This is a genomic window from Roseateles chitinivorans (genome assembly GCF_050632145.1).
Classification (GTDB): Bacteria; Pseudomonadota; Gammaproteobacteria; order Burkholderiales; family Burkholderiaceae_C; genus Roseateles; species Roseateles chitinivorans_B.
The window spans coordinates 5,451,595-5,464,043 of record NZ_CP192577.1 but is presented as its reverse complement, the minus strand read 5'-3'; the positions used below and the strand labels follow the sequence as shown (position 1 = coordinate 5,464,043).

The 12,449-nt window shown below is 71.1% G+C and carries 10 protein-coding genes; 4 read left to right on the top strand and 6 right to left on the bottom strand.

What is annotated here, in order from left to right; genetic code table 11:
• Position 1 precedes the first annotated feature (1 nt).
• From ACQ86G_RS25115 to ACQ86G_RS25105, 3 genes are all read right to left on the bottom strand, one after another.
• Positions 2 to 673, bottom strand: coding sequence for a chitosanase (locus ACQ86G_RS25115; protein ID WP_431257847.1), 672 nt, complete (start codon positions 671 to 673; stop codon positions 2 to 4).
• A 429-nt stretch (positions 674 to 1,102) separates the two neighbouring features.
• Entirely contained in the window at positions 1,103 to 2,644 is a 1,542-nt protein-coding gene (locus tag ACQ86G_RS25110; RefSeq protein ID WP_431257846.1) for a 3-deoxy-D-arabino-heptulosonate 7-phosphate synthase, read from the bottom strand.
• A 125-nt stretch (positions 2,645 to 2,769) separates the two neighbouring features.
• A complete protein-coding gene (locus ACQ86G_RS25105) occupies positions 2,770 to 4,038 on the bottom strand; it encodes an NADH:flavin oxidoreductase/NADH oxidase family protein (RefSeq protein WP_431257845.1) in 1,269 nt (422 codons plus the stop codon).
• A gap of 91 nt (positions 4,039 to 4,129) precedes the next feature.
• On the opposite strand from ACQ86G_RS25105, the gene ACQ86G_RS25100 reads away from it, so the two are divergent.
• Positions 4,130 to 4,555 carry a MerR family transcriptional regulator gene (locus ACQ86G_RS25100; RefSeq protein ID WP_431257844.1) on the top strand — a complete coding sequence of 142 codons (426 nt, stop codon included), beginning with the start codon at positions 4,130 to 4,132 and terminating at the stop codon, positions 4,553 to 4,555.
• Between the two features lie 50 nt (positions 4,556 to 4,605).
• On the top strand, positions 4,606 to 5,034 hold the full coding sequence (locus tag ACQ86G_RS25095; RefSeq protein ID WP_431257843.1) for a DUF5329 domain-containing protein: 429 nt from the start codon (positions 4,606 to 4,608) through the stop codon (positions 5,032 to 5,034).
• An 87-nt stretch (positions 5,035 to 5,121) separates the two neighbouring features.
• Here the strand turns inward: ACQ86G_RS25095 and ampC are convergent, their stop codons facing one another.
• The gene (gene ampC / locus ACQ86G_RS25090; RefSeq protein ID WP_431257842.1) at positions 5,122 to 6,354 is read right to left on the bottom strand and encodes a class C beta-lactamase; all 1,233 of its coding nucleotides are present in this window, start codon (positions 6,352 to 6,354) and stop codon (positions 5,122 to 5,124) included.
• Positions 6,355 to 6,489: 135 nt separating this feature from the next.
• A complete protein-coding gene (locus tag ACQ86G_RS25085) occupies positions 6,490 to 7,557 on the bottom strand; it encodes an esterase-like activity of phytase family protein (protein ID WP_431257841.1) in 1,068 nt (355 codons plus the stop codon).
• A gap of 365 nt (positions 7,558 to 7,922) precedes the next feature.
• Between ACQ86G_RS25085 and ACQ86G_RS25080 the strand changes: the two genes are divergently transcribed.
• Complete coding sequence (locus ACQ86G_RS25080) at positions 7,923 to 8,354, top strand: hypothetical protein (RefSeq protein ID WP_431257840.1); 432 nt, start codon at positions 7,923 to 7,925, stop codon at positions 8,352 to 8,354.
• Positions 8,355 to 8,366: 12 nt separating this feature from the next.
• Here the strand turns inward: ACQ86G_RS25080 and ACQ86G_RS25075 are convergent, their stop codons facing one another.
• On the bottom strand, positions 8,367 to 10,376 hold the full coding sequence (locus tag ACQ86G_RS25075) for a T6SS phospholipase effector Tle1-like catalytic domain-containing protein (RefSeq protein ID WP_431257839.1): 2,010 nt from the start codon (positions 10,374 to 10,376) through the stop codon (positions 8,367 to 8,369).
• Between the two features lie 154 nt (positions 10,377 to 10,530).
• Here ACQ86G_RS25075 and ACQ86G_RS25070 point away from each other — a divergent pair, with 154 nt between their 5' ends.
• A complete protein-coding gene (locus ACQ86G_RS25070; protein ID WP_431257838.1) occupies positions 10,531 to 12,426 on the top strand; it encodes a diguanylate cyclase domain-containing protein in 1,896 nt (631 codons plus the stop codon).
• The last annotated feature ends 23 nt before the right edge of the window (positions 12,427 to 12,449 follow it).

Here is a 12,449-nt window from a genome sequence, read left to right as displayed (position 1 = left end):
CTCAGTCGATGTGGAAGTCGTCCTTGTAGACCTGCCACCGCAGCGGCGTGTTCAGATCCAGGTTGCCGGCCTTCAACCAGACACGCTGCGCGGTGTCCACGCGGGACGTGTCCTCATGCGCCGCTTCCTTCTTCATGGCCGCCACGCGGGCATCCAGGAAGGCGTTCAGGTAGGCGGTCTCGTCGCCGCCTTGCGCGGGCGTCCGGGCCTTCGCCATCGCCGCCTTGCGGATCCCGCCGAAGCTGTCGCTGCTGTTGCCCGGGCCGTGCATGACGAGGGCGTCGTAGTAGGCGAACTGGCCGAGCGCGCGCAGGCCGTCGGCCTTGGCCTGACTCACCGCGGGATTGAAGTAGACGGTGTCGCGCTCGGCATCCTGCGCCTGCTGGAACACGGGATCCTTCGCGGCCGCGGCCCAGTCCGCCTTGAAGTCGGGATCCAGGCCGGCGTGCGAGTCGCTGCCGTTCACCTTCTTCAGCGCCGTCAGGTATTTCGCCAGCACGTTGCCGGGCGAGCGCCGGGCGTAGTCCTCGACCAGCTCCAGCATGTCGCCGGTGCCCGAGCAGAATCCGATGATGCCGGCGGTGTAGCCGCGTCCGTCCTTGATGTCCTGGATGTAGGCGTACTGCGCGCGCCAGTCCTGCGAACTGTTTTCCGCGCTGGAGACGATCTGCATCGCGATGTCCTTCTTGCGGGCATCGGACAGGTCGGCGGAAGACGGCGCCGGTGCCGGTGCCGGCGCGGGCGCTGGAGCAGGTGCCGGCGACGGAGCAGGCGCTGGTGCTGGCGAAGGTGCCGGAGCGGGGGAGGGCGCCGGCGAGGGCGAGGACGGGTTGCTCGACACCGGTGATCCGGGCCCGTCGCTGGAGCCGCCTCCGCCGCATGCGGAGAGCGCCACGGTCAGTGACAGGAGGGCAAGGTGGCGACGGTGCTTCACGGGTCGATCAGGTCAATGGAACGGGCGCGGATTCTCTGTCGCCCGAGCCGCCGGCAGGTGTGCCGGACTGCGACCAAATGAAAAAGGCGGGCCTTCCGCAGAGGCCCATGACTGCCGTCATGGCCGATGCCTGCTGGGTTCTCGGCTCAGGACCTGTTGTTTGTCCGACTACCTCGAATCGGGTAGTGTGGATGGCGTTGTCGTGACCACTGCGGCCTGCAGGTCGCCGGGATGGACCATCAACTCGCGCACGGCACGCAGCGTCTCGTACTGGCGCAGCACCGAGGTGAAGGCGGGCGCTTCCAGCAGCAGACGCCAGACGGGGATCAACCGTGATGGGTCGGCCGAGGCGCCGTCCTCGAGCGCCGCGGCGAAGTCGAGGCTGGCCTCGGCGCAGAGCAGCTGCATGCGGCTTGCTGCGCTCAGCAGACGCGGTGTCCGGTCCTCCAGGCCGTCACAGCAATAGAGCACGGCGCGCGCGAGGTCGCCCTCCTCGGTGGGCAGCGCGCTGAGCGACGCGCCGCGCAGGCGGACCTCGCCGTCGGTCGAGGTGAACGCGTAGGTCGTGTCGATGTCGGCCTGCGCCAGCAGACGCAGACCGCGCAGGAGTTTCGGCAGGTCGGTCGTCGCAGCGTCGGGCGAAGCCTTGGCCTCGACCAGCAGGCAGAGGTCCCAGTCTCCGTCGGCGTCGCTGCGCTTCAGCAGCGCCACGTCCCACTCGCTCTTCGCGCGTTGCGCGTCGCCGGGGAAGGACGGCGGGATCCTCAGCGAGGCCACGATCCGGTAGCGTGTCTCGCCGGCGGCCGCATTCATGCGGTCGACGAGTCCATCGAGCGCCTGGACCGCCAGCACCTCCACCGCATCGCCGCGTTGCTGGGCCCCGGCGCCGCGCGCGGCTGCCTGCTCGCTGCCGGCGATCGGACCTCGCCGTTCCCAGAGCGCGCGGTAACGCGCCACCAGCACGTCCGGGGACAGGGCGTCGAGTCGACGCAGACGCGTCAGCGCGGGTTCGTCGATCAGACGCGCCAGACCGCGGTGCAGGGAGGGTTCCGCGTGCGTGTCGGCGCCGTCGTGCAACGGGACGAGGACATCGGACACCCGAGCCCAATCGCCGGCGCCGGCCGCGGCGTGGAGCGCCAGGAGCGCGTCGCGCGTCGGACCCGCCGCGCGGCGCTGCGTCTTCTTTGGATGGGCGAGCGCGTTGACCGCGGTGCGGACCGCGCGGCGGTCGCGCTCGGCATGCGCGCTGAGCGAGGCGTACTCGCGCACCACCGGCGAACGGTGGCGCAGCACCATGGCCTGGAAGGCCGGGTCGCCGCCGCCTGCAGGGGCCGGGCCGCCCTCGTTGTTGTCACCACCTGCATCGCCATCGCCGTCGCCTTCTTTGCCTTGCGCCGTGAGCGGGCGCATGGCGTGGCCGATCAGCCGTGCAAGGGCGTCGACGAACAGCGTCCGCGCGTCGTCCGCGGGCGCGTTCCCGGAGGCGAGCGCGGTCCGCGCCTGCTCGATGGCAGCAGCGAGCGCCGTCGCCGTCCCGGCGGCGCGGGCTTCCTCCCACGTGGCCGGCAACGCGGGCGCGCGATAGCGGCGGGGCGTCCGCCGCAACACGTCATCGAGCAAGGGCGGAAAACCCGGCAGGTCGTGCGATGAGGGGGCAGCGAAGGCGACATGCGATGCGACCGCGAGGTCGACGGGGTGCGACGTCGTCATTGTCGCGTTCCCCGGATCACGGATCACGGATCACGAACTGCGGACTGCGGACTGCGGACTGCGGACTGCGGACTGCGGACCTCGATCCGCGCCTCGTGGACCATCGACGCTCGATGGCGGTTGGCCTAGCGCGGCTGCGCCGTCGCGTCCTGCCGCCAGCGCAGGTAGCGCCGCGTGAGCCGGGACGCGCGCCATTGGTCCAGCACCAGCGTGATGACCGGCGAGACATGCCGGGTCGGCGCGACGCCCGCGGCCATGCGCCGCAACTGGCGCCGGGCCAGCGCCATCGTCGCCAGACTGCCGATGGACTTGTTCTTCCAGGTCACGGCGACGGGCTCGGCCACGGCTTCCGCGGCCGCCCAGCGTCTGGGCAGATCCGGCTCGTAGGCGAGGGCGGTCGCCAGCCCCACCACCGCGACGCCGCTCGCGAGCACCTGTTCGGCGACGGCGCGCCGGCGGATGCCGCCGGTCGTCATCACCGGCATGTGGGCGAGCCGTGCCAGGTCTTGCGCGAACTCGAGGAAGTAGGCCTCGCGGCCCAGCGTGCGGCCGTCCGCGGTGCGGCCCTGCATCGCCGGGCTCTCGTAGCTGCCGCCGGACAGCTCCAGCAGATCGATGCCTTCCGCGTTGAGCAGGCCGACGACGGCGCGGGCATCGGCCTCGTCGAAGCCGCCGCGCTGGAAGTCGGCGCTGTTGAGCTTCACCGCGACGGCGAAGTCCGGTCCGGCGACGGCCTTGACGGCGCGCACGACGTCCAGGAGCAGCCGGGCGCGAAGCGCGATAGGGCCGCCGTAGCGGTCGTCGCGTCGGTTGGCCAGCGGCGACAGGAACTGCGAGAGCAGGTAGCCGTGCGCCGCGTGGATCTGCACGCCGTCGAAGCCGGCTTCGCGGGCGGCGTGGGCGGTGTCGGCGAAGCGCCGGACGATGGTGGCGATCTCCGCCTCGGTCAGCGCGCGGACCGGCGCGAAGAGCTTGCCGTGCTTGCCCATGTCCAGGGCGACCTCGGACGGCGCGTACCCCGGATTGCCGAGCGCCGCGAACACCTGCCGTCCCGGATGGTTGATCTGCATCCAGAGCCGCGCGCCGCCCGCATGCGCCGCGCGGGCCCAGGCGGCATAGGGCGCGAGCGGCGTGCCGGCTTCCAGCACCAGGCCGCCGGGCCCGGTCAGCGCATCTGGTGCCACCATGACGTTGCCGGTGATCAGCAGGCCGGCGCCGCCTTCGGCCCATCGCCGGTAGAGCGTCTGGCTCCCGAGGCCGGGCAACTGGCCCGGCTCGGCCAGCGCTTCCTCCATGGCGGCCTTGGCGATGCGGTTCTTCAGCGTCTGGCCGTTGGGCAGGACGAGCGGGTCATGGAGGGCAGGCGGCAGGTGGGGCGTCGGAACGGTCGGCATGGTCCGGGCTTGAGTTCAGGAAGGCCTTCAGCGTAAGCTTCAAGCCAACTTGAAGGTCAAGCGCCTTTTTCAGCGTTTCATGGAGTCGAGGATGCGCATCGGGGAACTGGCGAAACGGATCGGGATCAAGACCTCGGCGATCCGGTTCTACGAGGCCAGCGGGCTGCTGCCGGAGGGCGCGCGCGGCCTCAACGGCTACCGCGAGTACGGCACGGACGCACTGGAGCGGCTGCAGGTCATCCAGCTCGCACAGCGGCTGGGATTCACGCTGGACAGCCTGAGACAGGCGTTCGCGCAAGGCGACGGGCAGGTGCCGAAGGAACTCGTGCTCGCCAGCCTGCAGCGCCGGCGCGAGGAGATCGCCCGCATGCGGATGGAACTCGACGCCCAGGACGCCGAGCTGCAGCGCCTGGCCCAGGCCTTCACCGAAGGCTGGTCGCGCGGCGACTGCCTGGAAGCGAACGGCTTCATCGCGGCGACGCTCGACGGCGCGGCGCCAGTGGGAAGGAAGGCCTGAGCGCGACGCGTGGCAACATCGTGGATCCGAACCGTCGACGTCCATTGCTCATGCGCGCTTTCCCGTCTCCTGTCCTGTCCGCCGCCGCCTTCGCCGCTTGTGTGGCCGTGCCGATGGGCGCCTGGGCCGATCCGCTGCCGCCAGCCGCGAAGGCCGAAGTCACCGCGCTGCTCGGCAAGTTGACGGCCTCGTCGTGCGAGTTCAACCGCAACGGCGACTGGCATTCCGCCGCCGAGGCGAAGTCCCACCTCGAGCGCAAGCTGAGCTACCTCGAGGACAAGAACCTCGTGAAGACGGCGGAGCAGTTCATCGACCTCGGCGCGACCAAGAGCAGCATGAGCGGCAAGCCGTATCTGGTGCGATGCGGCGGCGCGGCGCCGGTGGAGAGCAAGACCTGGCTCAGCCGCGAGCTCGCGGTCGTGCGCGCCGCAGGGAAGGGCGCGTCCGCACCTGCCACGGGGCCGACGACGTCGCGCTGAACCGGCTTCAGCGGGGGTGGCCTTGAGCCCGCTTCAGCCGGGTGTCACCTTGAGCCCGCTTCCGCGGGCGTCGGCATGGAAGCCGCATCAGCGGGCGCTGCCCGCCTGCAGCTTGCCGAGGATCGCGTAAGCCGCGTCCACGCGCTCCGGGATCGGCCAGCTGCGGTTGCCCAGCAGCACGACGCCGATGCGCTGCGTCGGCACGAACACGACGTAGGCGCCGAAGCCGCGCGTCGAGCCGGTCTTGTTGAAGAGCCGCGGCCCGGCCGGCGTGTGGTCCAGCGGCTTGACCGCCGTGGTCACGCGCCCGAGCGCATTGCCCGCCTGGAGCTGCGCCAGCGGCACCGGCCACGGGTACTGCTCCCAGCCGAGGCCCTGCGTCATGCCGTCGACCTGGAAGTGGCCGATGTGCGTGGCCTCGACGGCCTGGCGCGTGGTGGCATCCAGCCCGCTCGGGTCGATGTTGACCTGCATGAAACGCACCAGGTCCGCCGCGGTCGTCTTGATGCCGTAGGACTCCGAGTCGAATGCGCCCGGCGAGACACGCACGGCCATGTCCTGGGCCGTACCCTGGTGATCGACCTTGTCGTAGCCCGTGGCGTAACGGGTCATGGCCGTCGTCGGCACTCGCAGGTAGGTCTCGCGCAGGCCCAGCTTGGGCAGCAGGTCGGATTCGACTGCATCCGCGTAGTCGCGCCCGATCGCCGCGGCCGCCGCGCGGCCGAACAGGCCGATGCTCGGATTCGAATAGCGGCGCTTCGCTCCCGGCGCGAAGTCGGGCTTCCACTGCTGGAGGTAGCGCATCAGCGACGCCTCGTCCGTGACCGCGTCCGGCACCTGCAGCGTCAGTCCGCCGGCCGTGTAGGTGACGAGGTTCAGCAGCGTCGCCCGGTCGATCGGATGCCCCTTCAACGCGGGCAGGTGGCGGCTCGGGTGGTCCGACAGCTGCAGCTTGCCGTCCACCATCACCTGCGCGCCGAAGGTCGCGTTGAAGGTCTTGCTGACGGAGCCGACCTCGAACAGCGTGCGGTCGTCCACCGGCTGGCCGGACTGCCTGGACGCGACGCCGTAGTTGAAGACGAAGGACTTCCCGCCGACCGTCACGCCGACGGCCATGCCGGGGATGTCGTTCTTCGCCATCAGGGGACGGATCGCCGCGTCGACGGCCGCACGGAGGGCGGCGGCGTCGGGTGCCTGGTGGGGCGCGGCCTGCGCCGAGAGGACGGTGAGTCCGGCGGCGGCAAGCGCCGTCAGTCGCGCCGTCAGTCGTGTCGCCAGTCGTGTCGCCAGTCGCGCCGCGGCGCGTGAAATCCCATGCATCGATGAAGCCTCGTCGGAAGAGGGCCGCGCGGGAAGCGCAGCGTTCATCCCGGATGTTGGAGGCAGATGCCGGGCCGCGACGGCGAAAGGCGCGTTACGGGCGTTCGCCGTAACGCGCAGCGTCCTCAGCGTCCTTCAAGGCTGGATCTCGAAGACCAGCATCTGGTTGCGGTCCGTCGCCGAATCCGCCGCCGGGAAGTTGTCGTCGGCGACGACGACCAGGCTGCGTTTGCCATTGGCCAGCTTCGGCCCGAAGGTCATGCCCTCGAGGTTGGCGATGCCACCGAGCTGCGTCTTCAGCGTCTCGAAGTCCAGCACCAGCTTCTTGGTCACCGGCGTCGCGCCGGTCAGCGACGCGGCCGTCAGCACGTTGGTCGCGTTCGCGGTGTCGATCTCGTAGAGCCGCACCTGGTTGCCGACGACGCCGACGGAGAAGCTGCGCTCCAGCACCAGGAAACGCGTCGCCGACAGCGCCAGGATCTCCGTCGGTCCGTTGACGGTGAACTGGTCGGCCGGCACCGGCGTCGCCTGCACCTTCTCGATCGGATAGACGTACTGCGCGTTGGCCGTGCCGCCCGCGCGGTCGAAGCGCGTCAGGCGCGAGGCGCTGCCGGCGGCCAGCGTCGGTGCGGCGCCGTCCTGGATCAGCGCGCCTTCCATCAGCACCCAGGCCGACTGGGCGTCGGGCGAGAAGGTCAGCCCCTCGAAGACCAGGTTGCCGCGCGGGCCGGCGTCCTGCGCGCTCATCTGGAACATCGCGGGCAGGGTGTACTCGCGCACATGGCCGCCCTGCGGCGTGATCTCGCGAATGAAGGGGTTGATCACGCGCGGCGGCGTGCTCGTCAGCGTGCGGTCGCCCTCGCTGAGCCAGACCCAGTTGCCGGTCACCGGATCCACGCGGACCGACTCCGGGTCCGCGACCTTCGCGTCCGGCACCTTCGGATAGTCGCTGCCGTCGGGCTGCTTCATCGTCACCACGCCGGTGAAGGTCACGGCGCTGAAGGTGCTCGCATCGAAGGTGAGCTTGGCCGTGTAGAGCCGCGGCGCGCCGGCGGAGTCCGTCGTCGTGCGGTCGTCGCTGATGAACACGTAGGTGTCGGTCTTGAGGTCGTAGTCGACGCCGGACAGGCCGCCGACGACGGTGTTCGCGTAGGTCATCCGGCGCGGCAGCACCTGCTGGCCGATCAGGCGCAGGCTGGACACGGTGACGTTGTCGTTGCTGTTGATCGGATCGCCGGCGTCGTCGCTGCCGCCGCAGGCGGCCAGCGCCGCGGTGGCGAGCAGCAGCGGGATCAGGCGGTACGCGGAGGCGGGCCCCTCGTGCCGGTCCGTGGGGTGTCAAGGCCGCGGGCCCTCACCCCCGCCTTCTCCCGCAAGCGGGAGGGGGAGCAAGCGGTGGCATGGGGGAGAAGAGCGTCGGGAAGAGGGGCATGACAGCGATCGAGGTCGTGATGCGTGTCATGTTCGTTGCGCCAGGTTGCGCCGAGGTGACAGGCCGTGGCTATCATTCGCCCCCGCCGCGCTGCATCATTTCGAAACACATGGCCGGCAGATCAGGGAGAAATGTCATGCGAGCCGTGCTGCTCATCATCGTGGTCGCCATCCTGGGTGTCGTCGGCTGGAAGAAGCGCGACGAGATCCCGTTCCTGCGCGATGCCGCGCGCGAGGTCGAACGCCAGGCCGACAAGGTCGAGGTGCCCAAGATCCGCTTCGACAACGATCCGCCCGCGACCTCGGGTGCCCCGCAGGGCAAGCCGCCGGCGGGCGGGGCGCGCCGCTGCGTGGTCAACGGCAGCGTGCTCTACACCAACGACGCCTGTCCGGCGGGCAGCACCGAGCAGCAGGTCAAGGGCGGCACGATCACCGTCATGCCGGCCTACAAGGCGCCGCCGGCGCCCGCGTCGGCCGGCTCCGGCATCCCCAACGCCCGCGAGCTGCTGGCCCCCAAGGGCGGCACGCTGAAGGACCAGGCGCACGAGCGGGCGATGGAAGGCCTCTGATCCGACGCAGGGTCAGGTCTTGCGCCCGACCTTGCCGACCGTCTTGACCGGCAGCACCGCCAGCAGCACGCGGCCGCCGCCGAAGACGACGATGCCCAGCCCCCAGGCGACGACCTTCACCACCGAGCACAGGCTCATGGCCACCAGCGCCAGGCCCGCGACATGGGGCAGGCCGACGAGGTCGATCAGCGTCGCGGCCAGGGTGGACAGGTCCTCGAGCGCATCGGCGCCGAAGGCCAGCGCGGGCAGCCAGCCGATGGCCAGCAGCAGCCGCGACCGGTGGTCACCCGGCTTGCGCCAGCCCGCCATCCAGGTGAAGACGCGCGAGGCCAGCCGCGACAGCAGGTAGGCCGCGGCCAGCAGGAAGGCCAGGTCCCACGCCAGGCCCAGGAAGAGGGCGGCGCGCTCCTGGCGGATCCACCAGAGGTCGCGCGGCCAGCCGTGCAGCAGCAGGCCCAGCTGATGGCGGGCGAACTCCCAGGGCGCCACGGCGCTGCGGATCAGGCCCTCTTCCCAGCCGCCCGGCGCCGGCAGCCGCGACTGCAGGAAGGGCAGCTGCTGGAGCTGCCAGCCGGAGAGCAGCAGGAGGGCCGCCGCGGCGACGACCGCGAACAGCAGCCACGGCAGCGAGCGCCGCTCGTCCCAGACGCTGGGGCCCTGGAAGGGCGCGGGCGGCGACTCCGCCACCACGTCCACCGGGATCTTCTGCTTGCCCTTGGGGATGCGGACGACCTCCGTCGTCATGCGCCGCACCGTCATGCCGGCAAGCGCCCAGAACGGCGTGTCGTGGAGCGCATCGTGGCGCAGCGGCAGCGTGCCCACGAAGGACTCCGGCAGCGGCATGCCGAAGGCGTCGCTGCCGGCGGGCAGGCTGGACAGCGGCGGGACGCCGAGTTCCGCCGCCACCTCGTTGACCATCCACACCATCGAGGCATCGGGCAGGCCGGTGCGCCCGTGGGGATAACGCGGGCTCTCCGCCGATTGCGCCGGATAGCTGCCGCCGACGTCGCAATGCACGCCCGGGAACCAGAGCTGGCGCAGCGTGCGCGTGATCGGGCGGTTGAAGCGGTCGACCGCCGGCACGTCCACCCGGCTGGGCGAGTCGTAGACCCGTGGCAGGAAGGGCCAGCGGTGCTCGTCGAAGGCCAGCGCGTGGCGCACGTTGAGCATGTGCTTCTTGTCGGCGAAGGTGGCCGTCGCCGGGTTGTCTCGGGAGCCGAAGGGCGGCAGGCCGACCGATTCGACGGTGTCCCAGACGCCGACCCAGAAGACGTCCGCGGGCCGCGCGAAGTTGCGTCGCACCTGCTCCGCGAGCCGGTTGCGCGTGGCCGCGGTGGCTTCCTCGCCGCCCTGGGCGCCGCGCGCGCCTTCCTGGCCCGGCCGGGCGAAGCCGCGGTGCAGGGCGCGGGCCAGCGACCGCCGCCAGTTCTTGCGGCCGCGGGCCTGTTCCTCGATCGGCGGCTGCGAGAAGTAGATCCGCACCAGCGTCGGGATCAGTTCCTCATGCTCGGGACGCAGGATGCCGAAGAGGTTGACCATGCCGACGATCGCGCGCGCCGTGAACGCGCCGCGCGAGAAGCCGAAGCAGAAGATGCGGTCGTCGATGCGCTCGTCGAAGTGGCGCATCAGGAAGCGGTAGCCCTCGCCGATGTTGTCGTAGACGCCCTGGCCCGAGGCCAGGCCGGCGATGCGCGCCCAGCGGCGCTTGATCAGGTCGAGCAGGCCGGTCGGCGGGGCCGAATCGGGCGAGCCGACGCCCGGGTCGTAGTACAGCAGCGAATCGATGGTCGGCGGGTGGTGGCGCAGGTAGCCGAACAGCTTCAGGACGTTGGTGTCCTCGATGCCGCCGGTCAGCGTGTTGTTCGTGCCGTCGCAGAACAGCACGAGGTTGCGCTGCCGGCGTGCGATGCCGGTCGCCGCGTCGGGCGCGCCTGTCCCTCTTTCCCCGCTTTCCGCGCTTTCCGCGCTTGCCGTGCCTCTCCCGCCTGTGGCGTCCGTCGCGCCTGTCGTGCTCGGGTCCATGGTCGTCCTCCCCCTGTGGTTCTTCTGTCGAAGCTCGAAGGCTAGGACGGATGGGGGCCACGGTCATCCCCGAATGTAGGGACTCGGGAAAACACAGGCCCTGGGGGGCCGTCCCGGCTGTCGGACGGCGTCCGGCTGAGGCACCATGCAAGGCATGCCGCTTTCCGATCCACAAGTCTTTGTCGAAGGCGCCATGCGCCGCCGGCGCCGCGTGACGGCCTGGCTGATCGTCGCGAACCTGACCGTCGCCCTGGTGCTGGGCGCGCTCGTCGTGCAGGTGCTCGACACCTCCCGCCGCGCCTACGCGGCGCAGGCGCGCGACGTGTCCGACGGCCTGGCCGCCGTCGCGCAGCTCAACGTCGCCGCCGAGATGGGGCGAGTCGACGCGGTCCTGCGCGCGACCGCCGGCGAGATGGAGCGGCTGCTCGACGCGCCGGGCGGCGCTTCCGACGCGGTGCTGAACGACGTGCTCCACGCGCGCTTCGGACTGCTGCCCGGCATCGAGGCGCTCCGCGCCGCGGATACGGCCGGCCTGGTGCGCTGGGGAACGCGACTGCCGGCCGGCGTGCCGACGCAGATCGCCGATCGCGATTTCTTCATCGATGCCCGCGACCTCTCGAGGCCGGTGACGCGGGTCACCGGGCCGCTGCGCTCGCGCGTGTCGGGACACTGGGTGATCGGCTTCGGACGGCCGCTGGTGGTGGGCGGACGGTTCGCGGGCTTCCTCTACGTGACGGTGGGCGTCGATCATTTCCGGCATCTCTTCGAGCGGTACGACCTCGCGCCGCTCGACGCGATGACGCTGCGCCGGGACGACCTGCGGCTGGTGGCGCGGATGGCGCCGGACAGCCCGTCGCAGGGCGAGGTCGGCGAGACGATGGTCTCGGACGAACTGCGCGCCATGCTGGCCGCGCACCCGCGCCAGGGGACCTTCGTGTCGACCGTGGCGATCGACGGACAGAGCCGCACCAGCTCGTACCGCGCGCTGGACGACTGGCCGTTCGTCGTGTTCGCCGGCGTGAACAACGCGCGCTTCTTCAAGCCCTGGCGGCAGCAGGCCTGGACGGTGGCCTCGCTGGCCGCGCTCGCGTGGCTGCTGGTGGCGCTGGCGAGCTGGCAGGTCCATCGCGCGAACCGGCGACAGCAACGGTCCATGCAGGCGCTGGCCGACCAGGGCAAGCAGATCCAGGCGCTGCAGCGCGAACAGGCGGCGATGCTCGACAGCGACCTGGTCGGCATGGCCAAGATCTCGCGCCGCAAGATCACCTGGCGCAACCGGGCGGTGGAGCGGCTGCTCGGCTACGGTCCCGGGGAGCTGCAGGACGTGCCGGCGCGGGTGTTCTATTGGGACGACGCGCAGTACGAGGACGTGGGGCGGCAGGTCTACACGGCGCTGGCCGAGCACGGGCACTACCGTTCGCAGATCCGGATGCGGAGCAAGGCCGGCGAGTCGGTGTGGGTGGACTTCGGCGCGGTGCCCTTGTCGGCGCACGAGGTCTTCGCGATGGCGGTCGACATCACCGCGATGAAGGCGGCGCATGAGGACCTGGCGCATGCGGCCTTCCACGATGCGCTGACGCAGCTGCCCAACCGGGTGCTGCTGTACGACCGGATCGAGCAGGCGCTGGCGATGGCGCGGCGCGAGCGCACCCGGGTGGCGGTCTGCTACCTGGACCTGGACGGCTTCAAGGCGGTCAACGACGCGCACGGGCATGACGCCGGCGACCAGCTGCTGCAGACGGTGGCGGCGCGGCTGTCGGCGAGCATCCGCCCGCTGGACACCGTGGCGAGGCTGGGCGGCGACGAGTTCGTGCTGGTCCTGACCGGGGTGCAGGACGAGGAATGGCGGCCGGTGCTGGCGCGCGTCGTCGACGCGATCGGCGAGCCGATCGTGCTGTCGTCCGGCGAGCAGGTGACGGTGGGCGTCACGGCGGGCGTCGAGGTGTTCTCGCCGGACGACGAGGCCGGCGCGCACGAGCTGATCGAGCGCGCGGACCACGAGATGCTGCGCGGGAAGCGCGATGGGAAGGGGCAGGTCAGAGCGGGGTGAGAGGGCGCCGCATCGGGCGGGCG

Bases quoted from the DNA above. Each gene is read 5' to 3' on its own strand.
- ACQ86G_RS25115 (WP_431257847.1), bottom strand. From the start codon at position 673: ATGCAGATCGTCTCCAGCGCGGAAAACAGTTCGCAGGACTGGCGCGCG.
- ACQ86G_RS25110 (WP_431257846.1), bottom strand. From the start codon at position 2,644: ATGACGACGTCGCACCCCGTCGACCTCGCGGTCGCATCGCATGTCGCC.
- ACQ86G_RS25105 (WP_431257845.1), bottom strand. From the start codon at position 4,038: ATGCCGACCGTTCCGACGCCCCACCTGCCGCCTGCCCTCCATGACCCG.
- ACQ86G_RS25100 (WP_431257844.1), top strand. From the start codon at position 4,130: ATGCGCATCGGGGAACTGGCGAAACGGATCGGGATCAAGACCTCGGCG.
- ACQ86G_RS25095 (WP_431257843.1), top strand. From the start codon at position 4,606: ATGCGCGCTTTCCCGTCTCCTGTCCTGTCCGCCGCCGCCTTCGCCGCT.
- ampC (WP_431257842.1), bottom strand. From the start codon at position 6,354: ATGCATGGGATTTCACGCGCCGCGGCGCGACTGGCGACACGACTGGCG.
- ACQ86G_RS25080 (WP_431257840.1), top strand. From the start codon at position 7,923: ATGCGAGCCGTGCTGCTCATCATCGTGGTCGCCATCCTGGGTGTCGTC.
- ACQ86G_RS25075 (WP_431257839.1), bottom strand. From the start codon at position 10,376: ATGGACCCGAGCACGACAGGCGCGACGGACGCCACAGGCGGGAGAGGC.
- ACQ86G_RS25070 (WP_431257838.1), top strand. From the start codon at position 10,531: ATGCCGCTTTCCGATCCACAAGTCTTTGTCGAAGGCGCCATGCGCCGC.